At 46.2% G+C, this 24,357-nt stretch carries 24 protein-coding genes; 9 read left to right on the top strand and 15 right to left on the bottom strand.

Annotated features, from left to right (window positions below):
• Positions 1-6: 6 nt before the first annotated feature.
• From KE626_RS29765 to KE626_RS29720, 10 genes are all read right to left on the bottom strand, one after another.
• Positions 7-1,146 (bottom strand): carbohydrate-binding protein, encoded by a 1,140-nt coding sequence (locus KE626_RS29765; protein WP_211976714.1) that lies wholly within the window; start codon positions 1,144-1,146, stop codon positions 7-9.
• A gap of 12 nt (positions 1,147-1,158) precedes the next feature.
• Complete coding sequence (locus tag KE626_RS29760) at positions 1,159-2,643, bottom strand: RagB/SusD family nutrient uptake outer membrane protein (protein ID WP_211976713.1); 1,485 nt, start codon at positions 2,641-2,643, stop codon at positions 1,159-1,161.
• A 17-nt stretch (positions 2,644-2,660) separates the two neighbouring features.
• Complete coding sequence (locus KE626_RS29755) at positions 2,661-5,657, bottom strand: SusC/RagA family TonB-linked outer membrane protein (protein WP_211976712.1); 2,997 nt, start codon at positions 5,655-5,657, stop codon at positions 2,661-2,663.
• 517 nt (positions 5,658-6,174) lie between these two features.
• Positions 6,175-7,137, bottom strand: a complete 963-nt coding sequence (locus tag KE626_RS29750) for a polyprenyl synthetase family protein (RefSeq protein WP_211976711.1) — start codon at positions 7,135-7,137, stop codon at positions 6,175-6,177.
• A 66-nt stretch (positions 7,138-7,203) separates the two neighbouring features.
• Positions 7,204-7,629: an HvfX family Cu-binding RiPP maturation protein gene (locus KE626_RS29745; protein ID WP_211976710.1), complete on the bottom strand. Its 426-nt coding sequence runs from the start codon at positions 7,627-7,629 to the stop codon at positions 7,204-7,206.
• A 3-nt stretch (positions 7,630-7,632) separates the two neighbouring features.
• A complete protein-coding gene (locus KE626_RS29740; RefSeq protein ID WP_211976709.1) occupies positions 7,633-8,382 on the bottom strand; it encodes an HvfC/BufC N-terminal domain-containing protein in 750 nt (249 codons plus the stop codon).
• Positions 8,366-9,193 (bottom strand): HvfB family MNIO-type RiPP peptide maturase, encoded by an 828-nt coding sequence (locus KE626_RS29735; RefSeq protein WP_211976708.1) that lies wholly within the window; start codon positions 9,191-9,193, stop codon positions 8,366-8,368. The genes KE626_RS29740 and KE626_RS29735 overlap by 17 nt, the downstream gene beginning before the upstream one ends.
• Before the next feature lie 84 nt (positions 9,194-9,277).
• Positions 9,278-9,622, bottom strand: a complete 345-nt coding sequence (locus KE626_RS29730; RefSeq protein ID WP_211976707.1) for a hypothetical protein — start codon at positions 9,620-9,622, stop codon at positions 9,278-9,280.
• Positions 9,623-9,707: 85 nt separating this feature from the next.
• Positions 9,708-9,980 (bottom strand): hypothetical protein, encoded by a 273-nt coding sequence (locus KE626_RS29725; protein ID WP_211976706.1) that lies wholly within the window; start codon positions 9,978-9,980, stop codon positions 9,708-9,710.
• Complete coding sequence (locus KE626_RS29720) at positions 9,980-10,594, bottom strand: sigma-70 family RNA polymerase sigma factor (RefSeq protein WP_211976705.1); 615 nt, start codon at positions 10,592-10,594, stop codon at positions 9,980-9,982. Before KE626_RS29720 ends, KE626_RS29725 begins: the two co-directional genes overlap by 1 nt.
• Positions 10,595-10,791: 197 nt before the next feature.
• Between KE626_RS29720 and KE626_RS29715 the strand changes: the two genes are divergently transcribed.
• Positions 10,792-11,511, top strand: coding sequence for a hypothetical protein (locus KE626_RS29715; RefSeq protein ID WP_211976704.1), 720 nt, complete (start codon positions 10,792-10,794; stop codon positions 11,509-11,511).
• Between the two features lie 6 nt (positions 11,512-11,517).
• On the opposite strand, the gene KE626_RS29710 is transcribed toward KE626_RS29715, so the two are convergent.
• Positions 11,518-12,501 (bottom strand): LuxE/PaaK family acyltransferase, encoded by a 984-nt coding sequence (locus tag KE626_RS29710; protein ID WP_211976703.1) that lies wholly within the window; start codon positions 12,499-12,501, stop codon positions 11,518-11,520.
• Positions 12,502-12,651: 150 nt separating this feature from the next.
• On the opposite strand from KE626_RS29710, the gene KE626_RS29705 reads away from it, so the two are divergent.
• The 4 genes from KE626_RS29705 (at position 12,652) to KE626_RS29690 (ending at position 16,992) form a co-directional block, all read left to right on the top strand.
• The gene (locus tag KE626_RS29705; protein ID WP_211976702.1) at positions 12,652-13,092 is read left to right on the top strand and encodes a hypothetical protein; all 441 of its coding nucleotides are present in this window, start codon (positions 12,652-12,654) and stop codon (positions 13,090-13,092) included.
• 94 nt (positions 13,093-13,186) lie between these two features.
• The gene (locus KE626_RS29700) at positions 13,187-14,725 is read left to right on the top strand and encodes an acyl-CoA carboxylase subunit beta (RefSeq protein ID WP_211976701.1); all 1,539 of its coding nucleotides are present in this window, start codon (positions 13,187-13,189) and stop codon (positions 14,723-14,725) included.
• Positions 14,726-14,841: 116 nt separating this feature from the next.
• Positions 14,842-15,699 carry a UbiA family prenyltransferase gene (locus KE626_RS29695; protein WP_211976700.1) on the top strand — a complete coding sequence of 286 codons (858 nt, stop codon included), beginning with the start codon at positions 14,842-14,844 and terminating at the stop codon, positions 15,697-15,699.
• Positions 15,700-15,891: 192 nt separating this feature from the next.
• Positions 15,892-16,992, top strand: coding sequence for a M42 family metallopeptidase (locus KE626_RS29690; RefSeq protein WP_211976699.1), 1,101 nt, complete (start codon positions 15,892-15,894; stop codon positions 16,990-16,992).
• Between the two features lie 234 nt (positions 16,993-17,226).
• On the opposite strand, the gene KE626_RS29685 is transcribed toward KE626_RS29690, so the two are convergent.
• The 4 genes from KE626_RS29685 to ytxJ all read right to left on the bottom strand — a co-directional run bounded on the left by KE626_RS29685 (position 17,227) and on the right by ytxJ (position 19,871).
• The gene (locus KE626_RS29685) at positions 17,227-17,994 is read right to left on the bottom strand and encodes a hypothetical protein (protein ID WP_211976698.1); all 768 of its coding nucleotides are present in this window, start codon (positions 17,992-17,994) and stop codon (positions 17,227-17,229) included.
• A gap of 390 nt (positions 17,995-18,384) precedes the next feature.
• Positions 18,385-18,810: a type II 3-dehydroquinate dehydratase gene (gene aroQ / locus KE626_RS29680; RefSeq protein WP_211976697.1), complete on the bottom strand. Its 426-nt coding sequence runs from the start codon at positions 18,808-18,810 to the stop codon at positions 18,385-18,387.
• Between the two features lie 38 nt (positions 18,811-18,848).
• The gene (locus KE626_RS29675) at positions 18,849-19,430 is read right to left on the bottom strand and encodes a UbiX family flavin prenyltransferase (protein WP_211976696.1); all 582 of its coding nucleotides are present in this window, start codon (positions 19,428-19,430) and stop codon (positions 18,849-18,851) included.
• Positions 19,431-19,538: 108 nt separating this feature from the next.
• Positions 19,539-19,871: a bacillithiol system redox-active protein YtxJ gene (ytxJ, locus tag KE626_RS29670; protein ID WP_211976695.1), complete on the bottom strand. Its 333-nt coding sequence runs from the start codon at positions 19,869-19,871 to the stop codon at positions 19,539-19,541.
• Positions 19,872-20,181: 310 nt separating this feature from the next.
• Between ytxJ and KE626_RS29665 the strand changes: the two genes are divergently transcribed.
• The 4 genes from KE626_RS29665 (at position 20,182) to KE626_RS29650 (ending at position 24,114) form a co-directional block, all read left to right on the top strand.
• Positions 20,182-21,543, top strand: a complete 1,362-nt coding sequence (locus KE626_RS29665; RefSeq protein WP_211976694.1) for a UDP-N-acetylmuramate--L-alanine ligase — start codon at positions 20,182-20,184, stop codon at positions 21,541-21,543.
• 33 nt (positions 21,544-21,576) lie between these two features.
• Positions 21,577-22,350, top strand: a complete 774-nt coding sequence (locus KE626_RS29660) for a 3'-5' exonuclease (protein ID WP_211976693.1) — start codon at positions 21,577-21,579, stop codon at positions 22,348-22,350.
• A 72-nt stretch (positions 22,351-22,422) separates the two neighbouring features.
• Positions 22,423-23,163, top strand: a complete 741-nt coding sequence (locus tag KE626_RS29655) for a polyprenol monophosphomannose synthase (RefSeq protein WP_211976692.1) — start codon at positions 22,423-22,425, stop codon at positions 23,161-23,163.
• 81 nt (positions 23,164-23,244) lie between these two features.
• Positions 23,245-24,114: a DMT family transporter gene (locus KE626_RS29650; RefSeq protein WP_211976691.1), complete on the top strand. Its 870-nt coding sequence runs from the start codon at positions 23,245-23,247 to the stop codon at positions 24,112-24,114.
• The last annotated feature ends 243 nt before the right edge of the window (positions 24,115-24,357 follow it).

The raw sequence follows: 24,357 nt of genomic DNA, 5'->3' as shown, positions 1-24,357 counted from the left end.
TGCTGATTAATTTATTTTTGTAAGAATGATACGGTGCAGGTTGAGGTTTGCTCTCTTGATCACCACTTTCATCAGCTGCTTTCCTGCCGGAAGATCTGCGGTACCAATAGCGCCCTGCCAGCTTTGCCAGCCACCTGTTCCCTGTATCGGAATTTCATCAGACACCGGTACATCGTTGATAGAGAGATAAATAATACCGCCACCGTTACCCGCGATCCTCAATTCAACCTTGTATTTCCCGGCTTCTTTAATATTCACGGTATATCTTACCCAGTCACCATCGCTGGTCCAGCCAATATTGTAACCTCCGCCGGGACTTACCTGGTTATCACCTTCCGAACAGTTTTCTGTACCGGGTGCATCCGAACGATAGGCATGGTTACCATTGGGATTACCATAATGGAAAGCCACTTCTTTGGGCCCTTCGTCGTAGTCAGCTGCGTTAATAATTCCCGGAATTTCCAACGGGAAGCCCAGGTACGGGCCCTGTATAGGTTCCAGCGATTTCGGATAGGCCTTTCCCACAAAAGAGGTAAACCCAAATACATGCCTGGACTCCAGGATATGCATCAGTCCATTTTTTGTTTTGATATCCACATTCTGTGTCAGCGCGGTAGACCAGTCTTTGATAAACCTGGAATCATTCCGGTCACTGAACTGTACTACCTCCGTACCACCGCCTACAGCGCCGGAAGCATTGGTGCGACTCATCTTCCCATTCATTTCATGTTGGTAAAGCGATACCAGGTCGGCGCCATCTGCATAACGGAGGGAGTCGGCGTCCACAATACCGGGAATGATATAGCGGCGTAAAAGACTGTCCCACACCTTTAACGGAATACTGTCCATTGTCCAGTTTCCTTTATCACCCAAACGCTCACGTGCAAAATTCACATTACGCATCGCGGTTTCGATACTGTTATCCTGTGGTATAAAAAAGGTGACCTTATCGTTTTTTAATATTTCTGTGAGATGTACTTTGTCGATGATCCTCAACAGCGTATCATACAAAGCGCCCTGCTGACGCAGGAAATCATAGGTACTGACCGCCACCTCTGATACAGGCTTCGCATGGCGATAATCCTCCATCCCTTTGTTGCAGGCAAAACCTCCGGTGATCGCCAGCAGTATTAAAAATTTTTTCATGGCAGTGATTTATTATTTCCAGAAACTGTTTTGAATCAGGGATGGATTGGTGGACAATGCCTCCTGCGATAATGGCCAGTAAGCAACGCCTTTATCTACATCCGCCTGTGTGAGTTTGGTGAATTGAGGGATGCGTTTGAAATGCACCAGGTCGTACCAATACCAGCCTTCTCCCATCAACTCCCTGCGGCGCTCCAGCAAAATGGCGTCGAGCAGCGCTTCGCCCGTCACGGCAACGTTAATATTCTTAAGCGCCCTGCTGTTACGGATGCGGTTCAGATCTTTCTGCGCCTCGTCGGTCATACCCAAGCGGGCTTTCGCCTCTGCGCGCAGCAGGAATAACTCTTCATAACGGAACACAATGATGCAGGAAGTATACATCTTCAGCACCGGGTTAGTCACGCTGCTGTTGATCTGCTTCATCTTAAAGAAAATGGGATAGGTATCTTCCAGCTTGGTAAAGAAATAAGCGGGACGTTGTTCATGCGGTTCTCCATAAATTTTCAACACACTATCCCTGGGCACATAGATGTCAGATTCTCGCTTGGGTATATAGGGATCCCGCAGCGTCCAGTCTTCCAGCTGACCGGTAGAAGACATTTCCGCATGGTCGAAGTTCATATCTACCTGGAAAATATTACAGCGGAAACGCCCGCGGAAAGCACCATCCAACCGGGTAAGGTCATTTACTGATACTAAATCATAGTTGGTATTGGAAGCATTATTAATAACAATATCCGCATACTCCAGTGCCTTGGCGTATTCTCCCTTCCAGGTATAAATATGTGCCAGCAACGTATAGGCCATCCCTTTAGCAATAGTGATCGATACGTGATGGGATTCGCCCTGACCACGATAATCCCCCTGCTGTTCGGGCGACTTGCCATCATATCTCCATGGCAAACCGTCTATACAACTTTTAGCTTCGGCAGCCGCATAATCTAACACCTTCTGCCAGTTTTCACGCGCAATGGTTTTGATGGTTCCATCGGCGGCAGTAGTTACCAGTGGCACATCTCCCCAGATCCTTACAATATAGTAATATAGAAAAGCGCGGATATAAATCGCCTGCGAAATATCCAGCTTCAGATCATTTTGTGAGTAACGATAGTCAGATACGGTTACCTGCGGTAACTTGGCTATGGTGAGATTACATTGCGCGATAGCTGCATAAAATCTGCGCCAGTCGCGCCATTGCGACATAGTAGAATAACTGGCATTCAAATTACTTTCCACTACCGCTTTGAGGTCCTCCCGTTTGGTGGACTGGAAGTCGCCACCACGCAGATCTCCATATACCCAATGCGCATTTTCATTGCACATAGCCGCCCGCATTAAAGCATAGCAGGCCGACAATCCCGCACGGGCGTCGTTTTTGGTTTGCCACATGTTCTCTTCTGTTAAGGCACGACGGGCAGGAACGTCCAGCATTTTTTTACAGGACTGTATACCTGCCGCCAGGAATAACAGTATCCCGGCAACAGCAATATTCTTCATGATCATGTTTTTTAACATCAGAATTGAAAATTAAAGCCCAGGGTAAATGTGCGGGGAGCAGCCCAGTTATAATATCCTTCGTCATAACCAAAGTAGCTCACGGCTTCAGGGTCGCCGCCCTTGTATTTAGTCCAGGTAAGCAGGTTATTGCCGGTAGCATAAATACGCAGCTGATCTACCCCCGACCTTTTCATCCACCGGGAATGCAGGTTGTAAGCCACCGTTACGGCACGAAGCTTCACAAAAGAACCATCTTCCAGGAATAGGGTCTGGTTGGGCTGATAGGCATACACAGCACTCCAGGGATTGTAATGGGGAATTTTGCTGTAGTCGCCTTCTACTTTTGACCACCAGCTGATTTCTTTTATCGCTTTGGGATCATCGATACCTTCCCTGTTGGCGAAATCAAAACGATCAGCTAACGCCTGGTTGATCACTTTACGGCCAAACGCATAGTTCAGCAACACGTTTACTTCCCATTCCCTGTAATGAAAAGTGTTACTGAAACCGCCCTGCAAAGCGGCTACCATTCTACCCTTCATAACCCGGTCTTTATCATTGATGTCGTAATTACCATCCAGGTCTTTCCATCTCGGGTCTCCTTTGCGTAACGTCAGCCCCTTGTAGGTCATTTTCTTACCGGTAGCCGGGTTAACAGGCACTTCGGCGTCGGTGTTATAAATACCATCATTGATCAGCAGCCAGTAACGATCTACAGGTTTACCCACCAGGAAGCGGCGGTTGCTGATCACCAGGTCGGTCAAACCATCCGGCAGAGCCGTGAGCTTATTCTGGTTGGTGTAAACATTGATACCGGTTGTCCACTGAAAATCTTTTCCTCTCACCACATCTGCATCTATCGATAATTCATAGCCATAGTTGCGGATATTCATCCCGTTTTTCACAATACCGTTATATCCTTCTTCTTCGAGTGTAGGAATTTTAAGAATCAGGTTCTTGTCTGTTTTGGAATACACATCCAGGGAAGCCCGCAGGCGATCGTGGAATAAACCGATATCCAGCCCTGCATTCAGCTGTTCTACTACCGGCCAGGAAGTGCCAGGTACTATGTACCCGGTGGTATAAGCGGCATTTATAGCAGGGAAAGCGTTGTAGGTAGACATGTTCGGAACCCCGTTCCATCCTGCATCCACATTGTACACCGGTCCGCCCTTATACAGCTCATCCATCATCAAACGACCCACACGACCCCAGCTGGCCCTGAGATTCAGGTTGCTGAGCCAGGATGATTCACGCAGGAAATCTTCATTCGTGATTTTCCATGAAGCAGATAAGGTAGGCGATACCAGCCAGCGGTTGTTGGCATCCAGGTAGGAGGTGCCGTCTCTTCTCACGTACAGCGATACAAAATATTTGTTGTCATAATTATATCCAACGTTGGTATAGAAGGAAGCCAGTCTTGACTGTGTAAAATCCTTTGTGTTGAACATCAACCGGAAATTGCCGAAGCGTCCCTGGTGATTTTCATCGTTGCCCGGCTGATATATTTTTACATAGTCGCTGGAACCCTTGTAAGCGCGGCCATAATCATAACGCCATTTATCCCACTGCCCGTACTGGCCGAGAGTCACTTCCAGGTGATGTTTACCGGAAAAAGTATTTTCATACCGCAATGAATTATCCAGTACCAGTCGCTTATTCAGCCCATCGAAGTTGGATACGTAACTGTTGCCCTCGCCCAATGCAGTAGGTACAAAAAAGTCACGGAAATTTTGTCCGTAATCAATTGCAAACCGGGTATTCCAGGTAAAGTGCGACAGGAAACTGTACTTCACATTCGCGATAATACGGGCCGAATTATTTTTGTTGCGGTTAATGGTATTTTCCAGGTCGGTATAGTATTGCTGGAGATAAGCTTTGTTGGGCGACAACGGCGCATCATAGTTAAACAGGTAGTCCTCATCACCTGCCCTGTCGCGGATAAATTCATTCCGTTTCCGGTTGAGGTTGGCAATGGCAACATCTGTAGTAAATACCAGGTTCTTTATTGGTTGGATATTGATACCAAAATTTACATCGTAGCGTTTGATCCCGGTTTTATCGTATACGCCCTGCTGGGATGACTGCCCCAGGCTAAAACGGAAGTTGGCATATGGGGTACCTCCGCTTACCGATGCCTGTATGCCATCTGTAAATCCGTTTCTCATATACAGGTCATCCCAATTAGCCGGTCCGAAATAGCGGGACTGGGAAGAATCTGCGAGGTAACGAGGGAAATTACGCCATTGTGTTTCATCGGCGTATTGCTGATAAAACGGCATGCGGAAATCGCTTTCATATTTTCCGTTGACCGCATCTACTGAAGGGCGCAGCGACAGGCCCGCATATGCGTTCACAGACACTTTCATCTGGCCAACGCGGGGCGCTTTCGTAACAATATTAATTACGCCATTTGCCGCATTGGGACCATACTTCGCGGTGGCGGCGAAATCTTTCAGCACTTCGATGCTTTCAATATCATTGACATCCAGGAATGACAACAGGTTGGTTTCGGTGCCCATGCGGTTAAAATCGAAACGCTGTATATCATAGGCAAAAGCATGATCCATGATCAACGGTACCCCGTCCACCACATACGTGGGTTGCGCATAAAAGATATCGCGGTTGCTCAGTAACAGGGAGGAAGTGCCCCTGATAAAAACGCTGTTACGCTTTCCCGGCTCCGCCGACGGCGTTCGTATATCCACTCCCGTTACCCTGCCAATCAGCATCTGGTCAATGCTGGTATAAGGCAACTTTTTTACTTCGGACATGTCAACCGCAGAAACAGCACCGTTCCTGCTGGTTCTGAGAAAAAGTTCATTGTTGGGAAAATACCCCAGCGTGTCGCGCCGGGTCGACGTTACCCTTGAAAAAGCCAGTGAGTCGGCGTTTACACTGCTGGTGTCTTTACTTTTAAACAACATGCTCTGCGCCATTGTATCCGCAGATACAAAGCACATAGCAGCAAAAAAGTAAATACCACGGTGCAGAAAAAAGTAAATGTGTTTCATACATGCAATATTTAGGAATGAGAATCCCATGGCGTAAAGAAGCTTTACGCCGGCAATCGGTTTCTGGGACATTAACAGGCATAGCAATCCCTGTTCCCTTGCGGGAAAATGTCAACTACAATTAATACTTAGCATACGCCATGGACGCGGCAGGACAAAGCCGCTGGGTAACACCCATCACGTCATCGTGTCGGTAAACTGCGAAAACATAACGTGCCGGAGATGTTGTTTAGGGGCAGCGCGCTTCCCTAACAGGTTGCAATGAACGATGAGTCATGGAAATTGATTAATTAACGTGAAATTTTTAATTTGATCAGTACTTCTGGTTTTCAATACTTGCTAATACCAACACACAGCGGGGAAACACATAAAACACAGGGTCACACTGCCTATCAGTACTATCAATGCTCTTTAAATTCTGGTTGTTTATTTAACGCTACATACCAAATGTAATTAGCTAAATGGATTTTTCATAGCTTTTTGCGATTTATTTTTAAAATTTAATCGCGGGACAACATTAATACACCCTATCGGTGGTATAGCGTACCAGCTCTTCCAGGGCCGCGCGGGTAGGAGAAGGAGGGAAAGTATACAATAGCTGGAAAGCCTCGTCACGGTAAGCCATCATTTTTTCTGCGGCGTATCGCAAACCACCGGAGCGGTTCACTTCTTCTACCACAAAATTTACTTTGTCCTTATCCGTATGCTGATGCTTTACAATATAGAGGATCTTTTTTCTTAACACGGGGTCGGCATGTTGTACGGTATAAATAAGCGGCAGGGTTACTTTCTTCTCCTTAATATCATTTCCCGTGGGCTTGCCTACATCCGTTTTGCCATAGTCAAATAAATCGTCCTTTAACTGGAATGCCATGCCTACCCTTTGTCCGAAATTGTGGAGTACCTGTACAGCACCCGGATCGGCAGTGGTGGAAGAAGCGCCCGCCGCACAGGCGGCGGCCAGGAAAGAAGCGGTTTTGGCATTGATGAGATCAAAATAATCCGATTCTTCAAAACTGAGTTTATTCGCTTTTGTCATCTGTAACAACTCCCCTTCAATCATTTGCTGTATAGCAGCAGAATAAATCTTCAGCAACGCAGGATCATTGTTATCTAATGCCAGCAATACCCCTTTGGTAAACAGCTGGTCACCCACCATCACAGATACACGATTTTTCCACAGGGCATTCACCGAAAAAGCGCTGCGACGTTTCATCGCATCATCCACCATATCGTCGTGTACCAGGGAAGCCGTATGCAGCAGTTCTACCAGTAAAGCCGCCCGGTAACTGCCATCGTTGATAGCGCCGCATAAACGCGCGCACAGCAACACAAACATGGGCCGCATCTGTTTACCCTTGTGGGCAGCAATATCGGCCATGATCCTGTTCAGCAACAGCACATCGCTTTGCATGGCGTTATTAAATATCTCTTCAAACCGCTGTAATTCGCTTCCTATCGTTTCCCTGGCTAACTGCATTTGTAATTGATCGCTATAAACGGGCCGAAATTACTACATCTCCGCGAAAATCCGTTGAGATACCGGCTATTTCCGCTCCAGGAAATAGTCAATGCCTATTCTTCCCCCGCCATACACCAGGAGGGCAAATAACATAACAATATAGTAAAGGGGAATCTCAAAACCATTGTCGCCCGCGGCAAAACCATTGCTCCAGTGAACCGTCACAATGGCTACAATCATGCTGAAAATAAGAGGGAGGGAAATATAACGCACAAATAAGCCCAGGGTTAACAATATCACGCCGGCCACCTCGGTAATACCTACCAGGTAGGCACTAATATAAGGTAAGGGTATATGCAGCTGCGCAAACCAGTCGCCGATACCATGAATATCGCTCCACTTCATTTTTGCCGGCAGGTAAAATCCATAAGCCAGTACCAGCCGCATGAAGAGCAGCGGCAAATCTTTTAACGCCGATAAACGGCGGGCCAATACGGCGTAGGTGCGCATATGTTATGATTGAAATCCCAGCACAAAATGTTGCTGCTGCATATGTTTCAGAAAATCAAGCGTATCCTGTTCCAGTGTGTCCGTTTCCGTTATATTCAGCTGCGGCGCATAATCCAGTATATCCCTGACCGTGATACCCAGTACCAGCTGCTCCGTTAAAAAAGCCAGCCAGGGCGACAGATCCGTAAATTCCACGTTCCCGGTTTCAGGATGCCGGTATAGCAACACAAAATAAACCCCCTTGCTGCGCAACAATTCCTTTGGCTTTGCCAGCAGGTGAACAGGGTAGCTAAACGACAACAACCGGTGCTCCGGGTTCAATACCAGCGGGGTATCCAGCCAGTCGCCGGTAAGCGTATAGGCGTCGGCGGTAATGTCTTCCATGTTATACACCTCCATTTCAGCCCACTCAAATGCCAGGAGATCATTCAGGTAAGGCAACTGGTATTCATCCTCCCAGTTATGCTCTACGGCATAAGTGTAAAATTCCAGTGGCAGCTTCCACACCTGGTAAGACTGGCAGGCATGATGGGAAAAGAAATCCTTTACCATCCTGTTCCATTTGCGCGCCGGAATATTTTTAAAGGCAATCGGAAATGCGCCTTCCATGGTATCGTTGATCATGTTAAATACCAGGCGGCGGTAATGTTTCAGCCGGTCCGGCGCTACGCCGGGCAGCGTTACGCTTTCACCTGTTCTGCAATAGGCGGAAAAAGTTTGCTGTATATGATAGGTGTCAGGCAACAAGTTCATCTTTCAGTTTCCATTGTTTGTGACAAATACTTTTCAGTCTTGATAACTCTCCCTGCAGCTCCGCCATTTCCGGTATATTAAAATCCCTTTCCAATAATACCGGTACAGGTTGCAGGTGTTGCAACGTCCATTCAAAAAGGTCATACACAGGGTCTATAATGGGTTCCCCATGCGTATCAATGATCAGGTCAGGCGCTACCTGTTCATGCCCTGCCATGTGTATATAGGCTACCTTGTTCAGCGGCAGCTGCTGTATAAATGCTTTGGCATCGTACTGATGATTGAAAGCATTGACATAAATATTATTCACATCCAGCAACAGCTGGCAACCGGATTGTTTTACCACTTCCTTTATAAAATCCACTTCACTCATTTCTGCTGCCACAGGTGTGTAATAGGATACTATTTCCATCACCAGCGGACGTTGCAGGTAATCCTGCACCTGTTGTATACGTGTGCTGATATGTTTTACCGCATCCATGCGGAAAGGAATGGGCAACAGGTCATACATATGTGCATTATCACATTTGGAATAGCTCAGGTGCTCTGAATACAGTTGTACTTTATATTCGTTGAGGAAAGTTTTGATGTATTGTAAAAACTCCCTGTTCAGCTCTTCGGGGCTGCCTATAGATAAGGAAAGACCATGACACAGGACCGGGTATTTTTCCACCACCTGGTGTAATACCTTCTTCCAGTACCCGCCTATGTTCATCCAGTTTTCAGGCGCAAACTCGATGAAGTCCGGCCTGATATGTTCACCGCTGATCATTTCCCCGGCAAACTCCCTGCGAAAACCTACACCTACCATGATCGTACTATTTAAGGGATGTTGAAGTAAACAGTGAAAGGCCGGCCATTGCGTACCGCGCCGGCCTTTCAGCTGTCTGAAAAATTATTTTCCGGATTTGGTGGTGCTGTCTGCTTTTGGCTTACCACCTTTCTTACCGCCTTTCTTATTACCACATTTTCCTTCACCACATTTGCCCTGACCACATTTACCTTCTTTTGCCTTGCCGGCGGAAGCGCTGTCTTTCTTAGCGCCACAAGCCAGCTCAATGCTGTTGGCTGTATTTCCGGAAGTACCGGTTAAAGCATTTCTTACTGCGGCACCGGAACCAAGGTTAGTATAACTAACTGGTTTTGCGGTTACCTGCAGGGTGGCTAAACCCAGGATAGCACTGGCAACGAGAGATCCGGAAAACAAAACTTTCTTGCTGATTGAATTGTTGTTTTTCATGTTTTTAACATTTAAAAGAGGATGTGAAAAATTATGTGTTTGATAGATAGACGCGGTGATTCAAAAATCCTTACAGGTGTTTCAATTATTTTTTCATTCTTTCTGCAATCATGGTTTCCCATTGCAGCTTCACGGATTCATCGGGGGTAATTTCCGTTTGTGGTGTCTGGTTGCCCAGATATTTGTCGATAGCCCGGCTTTGCATTACATAACGGCGGCAAAAAATACAGAATAATAAATGCAGCCTTAAACCTATACGTTGCCCCAACGATAAGCGTTGGTGTTGCAGTTGCTTCTCCGCCAGCATGGTAGCATCTTTGCAACAGGGCATCCATGTATGTTTGTGTGTTCCCATCATCAATTACTGAACCAGTTTTTTTCCAGGCAGGCTCTTAACTGTAATTTGGCCCTGTGAATAATTACCCAGTAATTAGACGAAGAGATAGACAGATCCTTACAAATGTCGGCAGATTCTTTTTCCTCCAGGTATTTCAGGTCAAACACCTTCCTGCCTATGCTGGTCAATTTATTCATGCAGCCACGCAAAATGGTAAAAAAATCGACCTGATCCTGTTGACTGCTGCTCCCCGACACCCAGGCTTTTGGGGCCATTTCTCTACGCCAGTGTCCTTTTTCGTTAAAAAAGAAATGATGGGGATCGCTATCGCCTGCTTTATCTTCTTCTATACTAATGGTAACAGGAACTTTGCTGGATTTACGGAAATGATCGATGATCTTGTTTTTCAGAATGGCCATCAGCCAGGTCTTTTCACTGCTTTCCGCCCTGAATTGCTCCAGCGCCTGCAGCGCACTGAGGAAAGTTTCCTGCACCAGGTCCTGTGCCAGCCCGTTATCCGCTACTTTTGCCACGGCAAACTTAAATAAATCATCTGCATATAACTTTACCCATCGGGTTGGATTAGCCGTCGTCATAGATACTTGTACTGTTGTAGGAGATTTTTCTACCTGCATAAGCCTGTTTTGCATATTTCGCTGTAGAAAGCTTACGGAAAAGTAATTGTTTTAGTTTTCCCACCCACCCCAAAAAAATGTTAAAGCGGACAACCGGCTGTTAAGGATGGCTAAATGGTGATGCTGATTAGTCCAGTATTCAGCATTTTATACTAATTTTGGCCTGTACCCAATGAAATATGAAATAAACTCGGCCCATGAAAAATGAAATGTCGCCTGTAACATCCGTTTACTTTGTAACACTATTAAAAGCATATTTACGCGGTACTAAAACCAGACTGGAAGTAATTGAGGAGTTACGTGGCGTAACCCCGATGCAGCCTAAAGACGAGGATACTACTGAAGTAAGCAGGCTGCTGTTTCAGACGGCCAGTGAAATCAATGAAAACTATTACCAGGATATTGTTACCGCCATTTCTCATGCTAATGATACCGCTCCCAGCCGGGAAGGTGTGATCCATCAGCTGGAAGCGCTGCTCACCGGGTTTATTACCACCCCGCAGCTGTATGAATGGGCTACCTGGCATAATGAACCGGATACAGACGAAGGAGCCGGCTTCTTCGACGACATCGCGGTGGATTATTTCTGTACCCAGCTGCTCCCCGCCTCCTTTGATGAACTGACGCTCACCCAATACAAGCAGGCACTCAAAATATTCCGGTCCGGCCAGCACAACAGCCTGAAAGATAAGGTAGCGCTGGTACTGTTATCTGAGAAAGAAAGACAACGTTTCCTGTTCTATCTCAGCGATTATATCCAGGGCCATACTTCACCCGAACAGCTGGACGTATACCTGTTACATAAGTTTGGTATGGATCATCATTCGTTTCCTTATATGTCATCCCTTTCCGCGATTATGCACGAACCCGGCAAACTACCGGCATTGCTGCATCTTGCCGCCATGGATGGAGAGTAAGCCCCCTCAGCTTACCATCAGGCTGCATCCTCTCAACGCAGAATTGTCTAACCGGCCCAGTACCTCGAAACAGCCATCTTCCTGCATTTTGCCGATATCTTCTGTAGCAATGAAAGCGCAGGAATAAATATTGGCCAGGTCAATTACATTCATCACGCCGGCGCCTTTACCGGCGGTGATCTGGAAAGGATCATTTTCATCCCGTAGTAATACCTTCATCCAGGGTGGTGTTTCAAACAGCCCGTTGCCTTTGGAATAGGCCTGGGATAAGAGCTCTGTCATCCCGTATTCAGCATGGATCACGGAAGTTCCCAGCTTTTCTTTCAGGAACTGATGTACTTCCTGCCGGGTCCATTCTTCCCGGCGGCCCTTCATGCCCCCCGTTTCCATTACAATGGTATTTTTCAGTTGCAGGGTATGCCGCTCCGCAAAGTCCAGCAATCCAAAGGTGACGCCTATCAGCAGTACCTTTTGCCCCCGCTGTTCCAGGGCCTGTAGCTGCGCCGACAACTTATCATGTTCATAAAGATAGAAACCGCTCTCCTCATGGCCGCTGCGCTCCGCCATCTCCTGTACCATACGTACCAGCGATGAATGCTGCCGCTCCAGGTAAGATGGCAGCAGTCCCAGGATCACGTAATCGCTCACCGGCCCGTAAAACTGCTCGAAAGCAGTCATAAAGCTCCGGGTATAAACAGCCGAATGCTTTACCAGGTGACGGCTGTTCACCGTTTGGGTGGTACCGCTGCTCTCAAACACCAGCTCCGGCTCAAAATGACCGCATACCACCGTATGGGATTTAAAAAATTGTATAGGCAGATAGGGAATCGCTAAAATACTTTTCACTGAAGCCGGCCGTATGCGCAGGGCATCCGTATAGGCCCGGTAAAGCTCATTTTCCTGGTACTGATATCTGAAAAGCTCCAGCGCAGCGGCTTCCAGCTCACTTTCCTGCAATGAAAAAATATATTCCGGTGATACGGCGGTCATGTAAATGGGTCTTTAAAATCAGACAAAGTTAGGGAGAAGAATAAATCTAGCCACAGTAAGTAACAATTGTCACTAAAAAACGTTTTTTAAGAAGTTGGATTGAGATAACCGAATATTTGTATATTTCCTAAATTAATGTAGGTTTGTTTTATGAAGAAAATTCTGTTTTTGTCCCTGCTGGTCGGCTTATTCTACGCTTGTAAAAAGGATAAGATAGGCACTAAACCCATTCTGTCTTTCAAAAGCTATTCATTAGATAGTGTAACCGTAAATACTGACCAGATGGTGGTAACGATCAACGTGGAAGATGGGGATGGAGACATAGAAGACACTTTAAGCATTGCTCCTATTATCGACAGCCACGCGCCGGATACCGCCTTCCTGTATAAAAAAATGCCCAGTATAGGCGCTAACAGGGGCAACAGGGTAAAAGCAGAAGTACAGATCTTACTGGAAAACTCAGACATCAAATTCGGTAACTATCCGCCAATCCCCAAGGACAGCATCCACTTCGAAATATATATCAGGGACAATGCGGGTAATGTAAGCGACACCATTTTTACGCCTAAAATCCCTTATAAGGTTAGTTAACAGAAGCCAAAAAACATTACATTTACAATCTATCAAGGATTCCTTTAGTAAAAGGAATCCTTTTATTTTTGGCTTTATCTTTCATTTCTAGCATATGGATAAATCAGCAGAATTACAGGCAAAAATGGCCGAGGCGATGTTGGGTGGTGGCGAAGTACGTATTGCTTCCCAGCATAAAAAAGGTAAACTCACCGCCCGCGAAAGGTTGCAGCTATTGATGGATGAAGGCTCCTTCGAAGAATTGGATATGCTGGTTACCAACCGTAACCGCGGACTTACCGCCGACCAGGAACAATTTCTCGGCGATGGCGTAGTAACCGGCTATGGCACCATTAACGGCAGGCTCACCTACGTATTTTCACAGGATTTCACCGTATACGGCGGCAGCCTGTCAGAACCCCACGCACGTAAGATCTGCAAGATCATGGACCTGGCCATGGAAAACGGCGCTCCCGTTATCGGGCTAAACGACAGTGGCGGCGCACGGATACAGGAAGGCGTGGTAAGCCTGGGCGGTTATGCCGATATCTTCTACCGTAATACCCGCGCCTCCGGCGTTATCCCCCAGATCTCCGCCATCATGGGGCCCTGCGCCGGCGGAGCCGTATATTCACCCGCTATTACCGACTTTATCCTCATGGTGGAGCAAACATCCTATATGTTTGTTACCGGTCCCAACGTTGTTAAAACCGTTACCCATGAAGAGGTTACCTCTGAAGAACTGGGTGGCGCCCAAACACATGCGTCCAAAAGCGGGGTTACCCATTTCGCCTGCAGCAATGAAATAGAATGTATCCAATACCTCAAGCAGTTGTTAAGCTACATACCGCAAAACTGCGAGGAAACCGCCCCGGTGTACGCGTATGAACCCGGCAATGAAACCAGGGAAGCCCTCAACACCCTGATACCGGCGCATCCCAACCAACCTTATGATATGAAGGAAGCCATCGCCCAGATCACGGATACCGACAGCTTCTTTGAAGTACATAAAAATTTTGCCGAAAATATGATTGTGGGCTTTGCCCGCATTGCAGGCAGAAGTATCGGCATCGTTGCCAATCAGCCGGCACACCTCGCAGGCGTGCTCGATATCCACGCTTCTGTAAAAGGAGCCCGCTTCACCCGCTTCTGCGATGCATTTAACATCCCCCTGCTGGTACTGGTAGATGTTCCCGGATTCCTGCCGGGCACCGACCAGGAATGGAATGGTATCATCACCAACGGCGCCAAACTGCTGTATGCGCTCAGCGAAGCAACCGTTCCTAAACTTACCGTGACTACACGAAAAGCTTATGGCGGCGCTTACTGCGTGATGAACTCCAAACACATCGGCGCCGACCTCAACTTTGCCTTCCCACAGGCAGAAATTGCAGTAATGGGCGCTAAAGGCGCAGTGGAAATCATCTTCAAAAAAGAAATTGATACAGCCCCCGATCCGGAAGTCCGCATGAATGAACTGGTGGCCGACTACCAGGAAAGATTCGCCAATCCTTACCTGGCCGCAGAAAAAGGATATATCGATGAAGTCATTCCCCCGGACCAGACACGCATTAAATTGATCAAAGCTTTCAAAATGCTCGAAAATAAAGTGGTAAATATGCCCAGAAAAAAACACGGCAATATACCTTTGTAGCTATTAGCTGTTAGCTTTTAGCTTTTAGTCAATGCAGCGGAGATGATGTTTTTGTTGATCTCTCCGCTGCATTACTAAAAGCTAACAGTTAAGAGCTAACAGCTAAATCGCTTTCCATGTTCAGAAGCATTTTTAATTTTATACTCTTCACTTCGGTCTATATTTCGTTGTGCGCCCTGTTGATGATCTGGCAAACCAATCAACTGCTGGATCTTCACTACGAGAAAAATACTTTTTACCTTTTTGTTTTCTTTTCCACTATCTGCAGTTACAACTTTCACTGGTACCTCACACCAGGCACCTACTCTTCTTCTGAAAGAATAAGCTGGGGAGACAGACACCGCACCCTCATGCTCCTGCTCTGCGGTATTGGCATCATAGGCTCCCTTTGGTTCTTCTGGCAACTGCGCGAACACTGGCTGGTACTCTCCGGCAGCGCGGTGCTGACCTTTTTGTATTCTGCCCCTAAAGTACCTCACCCCGCCTTCCGCTGGCTCAGCAAAGTAGCCATCGGCAAAACGCTATTCCTCACCTTCGTATGGACTTATGTAACCACCCTGCTTCCCGCACTGGTAGCCGGGGCATATGAAACAGCGCCATTGGTACTCCTTACCTTACACCGTTTCTGCCTGATTTACGCCATCTGCATTCTATTTGATTACCGCGACCTGGAATCAGATAAGAAAGAAGGTATCAGAAGCCTGATTACCATGCTGGATATAAAAAACCTTAACCGGCTCTATTATTTTACTTTACTGATGGCCGCGGTGAGCGCAGGACTAATGAGTCCTTTCACGGGCCTTCCCGCCATCATCTCCCTGGTGATACCGGTATTAGCCACCGCATTACTCACACATAAGGCACATCATAGCAACGCCGACTACCTGTTTTACTTCGTACTGGATGGGTTCATGGCCTTGTCTGCCGTCATTTACATGGGAATGCTGTATTTGTCTTGCCCAGGATTAAACTGATTTTGATGATTGCAGGATTTTTTTGTTGATTTGGGAGATTTTAAAAGATTTTGGGAGATAGCAGCGATACTCGCTTATATCTCCCAAAATCTTTTAAAATCAAGGGAAAAATCCTATAATCATCAAAATCAGTTTAATCCTGGGCAAGACAAAATTCGCATTACCTTTGTCCGATCAAAATTTCCATAAGATATGTCTAAAAAGCACAAATCAATATTCAACAAGGAATCACTGTCATTCCTGGAAAACTACCTGAATAATCCATCCCCTACCGGCTTTGAGAAAGAAGGACAAAAGCTCTGGCTGAAATACCTGACTCCTTATATTGATGAGCATTTTGTTGATCCATACGGTTCGGCAGTCGGTGTCATCAATCCCAAAGCGGAATTCAAGGTGGTGATTGAAGCACATGCCGACGAGATTTCCTGGTTTGTAAACTATATTTCACCGGAAGGTTTGATCTATGTAATCCGCAATGGAGGCTCCGATCAACAGATCGCTCCTTCCAAACGGGTAAATATCCATACCGAAAAAGGTACGGTAAAAGCCGTTTTCGGCTGGCCCGCTATACATACCCGTATCCGCAGTGGTGACGGAAAAGAGCCACAACCTAAAGTGGAAAACATCTTCCTCGACTGTGGCGCCCGCTCCCGTAAAGAAGTGGAAGACCTGGGCATACACGTAGGCTGTGTATGTACTTTTGAAGATGGTTTTGAAGAACTGAACTACGACTACTATATCTGCCGCGCCATCGATAACCGCATTGGCGGCTTTATGATCGCCGAAGTAGCCCGGTTACTGAAAGAAAAGAAACAACAACTGCCATTCGGCTTATATATTGTAAATGCAGTACAGGAAGAAGTAGGTCTCCGCGGCGCTGAAATGATTGCCAAACGCATTAAACCAAATGTAGCCATCATTACAGACGTTACCCACGATACCACCACCCCTATGATCAACAAAAACATTGAAGGGGAAATAAAATGTGGCGGTGGCCCCAGCATTACTTATGGCCCTGCCGTACACAACATCCTGCGCGACCTGATCATCAAAACAGCGAAGAAAAATGATATCCCTCACCAGCTGCATGCCGTAAGCCGCAGTACCGGTACAGATACCGACGCTTTCGCCTACAGCAATGACGGTACGCCTTCTGCGCTGATCAGCTTACCATTGCGCTACATGCACACTACCGTGGAAATGGTGAAAAAAGATGATATCGAAAATACCATTCAGCTGATTTATCAAACGCTGCTGAATATCACACCCAAGACTAATTTCCAGTATCTGTAGGTGAAATCGTTTTTTTGCCCGGGATTTTTTTTGCCCAGGATTAGACTGATTATAATGATTTACAGGATTTTTTTCCTTTGATTGTATTTGATTTTAAAAGATTAAGGGAGATAATTTGCTTATGTCTCCCCAAATCTTTTAAAATCAAAAAGAAAAAAATCCTGTAAATCATTATAATCAGTCTAATCCCGGGCAAGAAAAAATCCTGGGCAAAAAAATCCCGGGCAAAAAAAATCAGTTCTTAAAGAAATCCGCTGCCCTGCCCACCTTCTCTACCCAGGCGCCGGAACTGGCCTGCAATACATATTCGCTCAATCCTACCCTGCTGGTGCCGGGAGCCCAGTCGAAGGTATACCCCATTCTTGTCCACGGATAATGCGCATCTGTGGCGGAAGTGAGTGGCCGGTAGTAAGCGTAAATAATATAGTCGTTAAACCATTTGGAATAGGCCGGCGTTACGCTGCTGAGTAATACAGCTCCGGCGCTTTTGGTGTTGATTGCCGGGTTTCCTGCCGGTCTGTATAAGCGGTCTGCCTTTACCCACATAGTAGCAATATGGGTATTGGTTTTGGAATTCACCGGCGGCAAACCCAGTAGCTGGCATATCCGCATGATGGTATCGGAGCTGGGCGTAAAAGAGGCGCCTATCCTTGATTTCATCTGCTTGGGGATAAACAGCCAGGATTCACCCCATACGTTGGTGATAGAATCGCCGGCCGGGTAGCTGGCCGGAAAGCGCATAAACGTAGCCATCAATACATACGACTGACCATTAATGGTTTTCCATTGCAGGTCGGGGTTGTCGGGTGTAATAGGCCATAATGCGTCAGAGATCTCGGTGCTATCCGCCACCATGGCGTCTTGTACGGCCAGCCCGTATAACTGATCCATCGTGGGCTGGGGGATCACCGGGTCGTCGTCATTTTTGTTACAGCTGGTAAATGCAATAGTTGCTGACAACAAAAGGGCCGGCAGCATGCTGCCAAAGGGGAAATGTTTCATAGAAATGGTTTTCTGGATGCTGGTTATTTAAACTGGTTATTTAAGTTCGAGTTCCGCAATTAAATGAATTTCAACAGAATAATCAAATTTGATCGGGGGCTCGCCTTCGGCGATTGTCTTTACCAGGATTAGACTGATGATGATGATTAAAATGATTTTTAGCGATTATTATTTGATTTTTTTTGATTTAAAAATTTGATTTAAAAGATAAGGGAAGATAACAGCAGATAAAATCCACTGTTATCTTCCCTTATCTTTTTAAATCAAAAAATCAAATAATAATCAAATCAGGACAATCATCAACATCAGTTTAATCCTGATCAGGACAAACTCCCCGTAAATTTCCGCTGTATTTCCCTAAAAGCTAACAGCTAATAGCTAACCGCTGGTTCACAACTCATTCATCCCAAAATACTCCACGCCCAGCTGATACCCTTTCAGGCCCAGTCCACATATACAGCCGATACATTTGGGCGCAATCAGGGAGGTATGTCTGAATTCCTCCCGAGCATATACGTTGCTGATATGTATTTCCATCACCGGCGTTTTAATGCCTGCAATGGCGTCGCGGATAGCGATAGAGGTATGCGTATAGGCGCCGGCGTTAAGCAGGATACCGTCGTATGAAAAGCCTACTTCGTGCAGGTAATTAACCAGTTCTCCTTCTACATTACTTTGAAAATAGGTGAAGGTAACGGCCGGAAATTGTTTCTGCAGGTGTTTGAAATAATGTTCGAAAGATTCGCTGCCATAAATGCCTGTTTCACGCTTGCCGAGCAAATTTAAATTGGGCCCGTTGATGATAGCTATTTGCATGGTAATGGTTATAAAATGAAGAATGGGCGCTAAGATAATTAATCCTGTTTATTATTACTATCGCTGCCCCAGCGGTAAGTTTGTTGTGTTATACCAGCCAGGTCAATGATCCGGTCTACCACGGTGGCGGCCATTTCCTCGAGGTTGGCAGGCAAACTGTAAAAGGAAGGAGTGGCGGGGCAAATGATACCACCGGCCATGGTAACGGCTTCCATGTTCTTTATATGGATCAGGTTATAAGGGGTTTCCCTTACCACGCAAATCAGCTTTCTCCGCTCTTTCAGCACCACATCGGCTGCGCGGGTAATGAGGTCATTGGAAATGCCCGTGGCAATACGCCCGAGGGTACCCATGGAGCATGGGCAAATGATCATGGTATTGAAACGCCCGGAGCCTGAGGCAAAGGGTGCATGAAAATCCTGTTGGGTATAAAATCGGAAAGGCAGTTGTTTGTAATCTTCGTCTCTCAGTTCGGTTTGCCATACGGTTTTGGCGTTTTCGGTCATCACCACCGCCACCTGGTCCAACTGTTCCTGTGCTACCTCCAGTTTTTTCAATAACTGGCGGGCATAAATGGAGCCACTGGCTCCGGTAACTGCTACAACTATACGATGTTTCATTGGCTATGCTGTTGATCCTGCAAAGCTAGCCTATTTGCTGCTATTGAGAGCAGATCTTTATTACAGCCCCGGTAATACCAGGCTGGCCTCACAGCCGCAAAGAAAGGATTATAACCCGGATTGGCTAACAATTTCATCCATCAGGATGCCACTATGACTTTCATTGTAAATACACTCCCCGTTGCGGATCACCAATACCTGCGGGGATTCGTGAGGTATACGGTACATTTCCGCAATTTTATTGGATACAGGACGATAGGAGATAAGGTCCAGGTAATAAAACGTTAACCCTTCAGGTACAGCTGATCGCTCTAATCTCGCTTTGGCCATCGAACTGATAGAACATCGCGTGCTGTGTTTAAAAATAGCTACCGGCTGATGAGCGGATGCCGCATTGACTTCAGATAGTTGTTCCTCGCTGGTTAACGTTTTCCAATTCATTTAACATGCTTTGTTATGTTCTATCGCAGGCGACTTGGCCATTCCCCTCGTCGGGCAACCCAATTTCTGATGGCTTGCGCAGGACGTTAAGAAAACAGCAAAGATACAAACCATAGCCGTGTAGCCCAAAATTCTTACATAAGATTGCATACTGGGAGATTTAAATATTATAACTAAAACGAAATTTCAAAGGAAATATGATGCGATCACTTTTTTAATCGTCTTTTGTAACGTTATTTTGCAAATATAGAAAATACATTAAAAAAAACAACAATGTAATTTTCGGATGACCCGAAAATCTCCAGCATTTATGACAAAAGTACATTTTATTGCTATAGGAGGCAGCGTAATGCACCAGTTAGCCATTGCGCTCAAAAATAAAGGATACCAGGTAACCGGCAGTGACGACGAAATTTTTGAACCGGCACTATCAAACCTCCGTCAGGCAGGCATTTTACCCGACAGCACCGGTTGGGATGCCGGCAGGGTGACCCCGGATCTGGATGCGGTCATCCTTGGCATGCATGCCCGGGAAGACAATCCCGAGCTGATCAAAGCCCGGGAATTGCAGCTGAAGATCTATTCTTTCCCGGAGTACATCTACCAGGAAAGTAAAAATAAAACCCGGGTAGCTATCGGGGGAAGTCATGGTAAAACCACCACTACGGCCATGGTCATGCATGCGCTGCAACAACAGCACCAGTCGTTCGACTACCTCGTAGGCGCCAGGCTGGAAGGTTTTGCCCAATCCGTAAACATCACCGACGCACCGGTGATCGTATGCGAGGCAGACGAATATCCTGCTTCTGTCATCGAAAAAAGACCCAAATTTCATTTCCTGCATCCGCAAATCGCTGTATTAACAGGTATCGCCTGGGATCATATCAACGTATTTCCTACTTACGAAATATATAAAGAACAGTTTGCCATATTTATCAGGCAGATGGAACCCGGACAGGTACTCATTTACAACGAAGGAGATCCCGAACTGGCGGAACTGGTAACAGCTACCGGCGCCCACCTGCGGCTCATTCCATACGGCCTGCCCCAACATACCATCGAAAACGGCGCTACCCGCGTGTTTTTCGGCCAGGAGTCGGCCAGCCTGGAAGTATTCGGCAACCATAACCTCCTGAATATGCACGCCGCCAAACTGGTTTGCAATGAACTGGGCATGACCAATGCGGCATTCCTGGCTGCCATCGCTACCTTTAAAGGCGCCGCAAAAAGACTGGAACTGGTAGCAAAGAACGATCACGGCATTATTTACCGCGACTTTGCACACGCCCCTTCCAAAGTAAAAGCAACCATGGAAGCCACCAAACAGCAATTCCCCGACAGGAAACTGGTGGCCGTACTGGAGCTGCATACCTACAGCAGTTTAAATGCTGAGTTCCTGGAACAATACCAGGGCGCACTGGATGCAGCAGATACCGCAGCGGTGTTTTACAGTAAACATGCCCTGGAAATAAAAAGAATGCCCGATCTTGCCCCGGAACTCATTGCACAACGCTTCGGACGTAACGATCTGCATATTTTCCACGACAGGGAAAAACTGGAAACATTTCTTGCCGCACAAAACTACCGGGATACCAACTTATTGTTAATGAGTTCAGGTACCTACGATGGCCTTGATTTCAGCAAGCTGAAGGAATTACTGTCGAACAATTAAATCACTGGATAAACAATTACTAAATATTATATAATGCCTTCTTTGCTCCTCAAAAGGCCGCTGGCCGTAATCGATCTCGAAACCACAGGTACCAATGTGGCGTCTGATCGTATCATTGAAATTGCTATTATCAAAGTGTTTCCGGACAAAACAACACAGTCCAAAGTGAAACGCATTAACCCCGGAATGCCGATCCCCGCAGGATCTACAGCAATTCATGGTATCAGGGATGAGGATGTAAAAGATGCTCCCACCTTTAAACAGGCGGCGCATGAACTGAAACAATTCATGGACAATTGTGACCTCGCCGGCTACAACTCCAACCGCTTCGATATTCCCCTGCTGGTGGAAGAATTTCTCCGTGCAGACATAGAATTTGACGTAACAAAACGTAAATTCGTAGATGTACAAAGGATTTTCCACCTGATGGAAAAACGCACACTGGGCGCGGCATATAAATTTTACTGCGACAAACAACTCGAGAATGCACACAGTGCAGAGGCAGACGCACTGGCTACCTACGAAATACTGGAAGCACAGCTGGGCCGCTACGAACAACTGCAGCAGGACATCGACTCACTGGCCGACTTTACCAAAGAAGAAGACTATATCGACTTCGCCCGCCGCCTCGTTATGCAGGGTGGCAACGAAGTCTTTAACTTCGGAAAATATAAAGGCCGCTCTGTTAGAGAAGTCCTGAAAGCAGAACCTCAGTACTATGATTGGATGATGAAAGCGGATTTCCCGCTCAATACCAAACAAAAACTGACTGAGATATTTCATAATATGATGTTAAAAAAAATGTAATGTTAATCCGGAACGTCATATCTTGCGCCGGAATTGAATTATTTTCGCAGTCCAAAAACATCATCTGCTGAATTGGAAAAGCTTGTCATCATTCCTACGTACAATGAGAAGGATAATATCCGGAACATCATTGACGCTGTATTTTCCCTACAGCAGAACTTTCACGTCCTCATCATTGATGATGGCTCACCAGACGGAACCGGCGCTATTGTAAAATCATTACAACAGCAACATCCAAACGAATTATTCCTGGAGGAAAGATCCGGCAAACAAGGACTCGGCACCGCTTATATCCATGGCTTCAAATGGGCGCTGGCCAGAGGCTACCAGTATATTTTTGAGATGGACGCGGATTTTTCTCATAATCCGAAAGACCTGGTACGGCTCTACGATGCCTGCGCCAAAGATGGTGCAGACGTAGCAGTAGGTTCCCGCTACGTAAAAGGCGGTAAAACTGAAAACTGGCCATGGGACCGCGCCGTATTATCCTATGGCGCTTCCATCTATGTGGGCATGATCACCTGGATGCCGGTAAGGGACCCTACAGCAGGATTTGTATGCTATCGCAACACCGTACTGGAAGCTATTAACCTGGACCAGATACAATTTGTTGGTTATGCCTTCCAGATCGAAATGAAATTTACCGCATGGAAGCTCGGCTTCAAAATCAAGGAAGTAGCCATCACCTTTAAAGACAGGAAAGAAGGATACTCCAAAATGAGCAAAGGCATTGTAAAAGAAGGTGTCCTCGGCGTACTGAAAATACAATGGCAAAGCCTCTTCCGGAATTATGCAAGAAGGGTTAAGAATTAAATAATATATATAATATCGCATTTTTAGGGATTTTTTCATTTATTATAAATGAAGAAATCCCTAAATACATTTTATAGATTCATGAAAAAAGCATTTATCCAGTTACACCTTTCTGTGTTCCTGGCTGGTTTTACGGGTATTTTAGGCAAACTCATTTCCCTCAACGAAGGACTACTGGTATGGTACCGGCTCCTCATAACTTCGGTTACATTATACATCCTGTTCCGTTTGCAGGGCACCTTTAAAAAACTTCCCTGGAAAGATATTCTTCCCATCGGCAGCACCGGTGTAGTAGTGGCGCTGCACTGGCTCTTTTTCTATGGCAGTATCAAATACTCCAACGTATCAATCGGCGTGATCTGCTTTTCAATGACCAGCCTCTTTACCGCCATCTTTGATCCGCTTATCAACAAACGTCGTTTCGACGTAGCAGAAATGTTGCTCAGTCTCCTCACACTGCTCGGCATCCTGCTCATTTTTCATTTCGACACCCAATACCAGACCGGTATTATCCTGGGCATTATCTCCGCCATGTTTGCTGCCCTGTTTACCGTATTTAACAAACGACTGATCAAACGTTTTGATACCAATACCATCACTTTCTACGAACTGACTACCGGCTTCGCGGTGCTCACCATCGCCATGCCTTTTTATATCCACGTTTTCCCCGTTCCTTCCCTGCTCCCCTCTTCCATGGACCTGCTGTATCTTTTTATACTGGCCTGGTTCTGCACTGTACTGATGTACCTGCTGAGTATGAGCGCATTAAAAAAGATTTCCCCCTTTACCGTCAATCTTTGTTTCAACCTGGAACCCGTATACAGCATCGTAATGGCTTTTATACTTTTCCATGAAAACAAGTTCCTGAACAACGCCTTCTACGCCGGACTGGCCTGCATCATGCTATCTGTAGGACTACAGATGCTCCGCGTGGTAAAGGGCAGAACCTGAGGGGGTTTGTCTTGCCCGGGATTTTGTTTTGCCCAGGATTAAACTGATTTTGATGATTTAAAGGATTTTTTTCTGTGATTACAATTTGATTTTAAAAGATTAGGGGAGATATGGGCAAAACTCACTGATATCTTTTTTAATCTTTTAAAATCAAAAAAGAAAAAATCCTTTAAATCATCAAAATCAGTTTAATCCTGGGCAAAACAAAATCCCGGGCAAGCCCCCTCTATTTGCCACAATTAT

The sequence above is a fragment of the Chitinophaga hostae genome (genome assembly GCF_018224885.1).
Lineage (GTDB): Bacteria > Bacteroidota > Bacteroidia > Chitinophagales > Chitinophagaceae > Chitinophaga > Chitinophaga hostae.
Note: the sequence above shows the minus strand (reverse complement) of the source record. Positions and strands in the feature narration are given on the sequence as shown.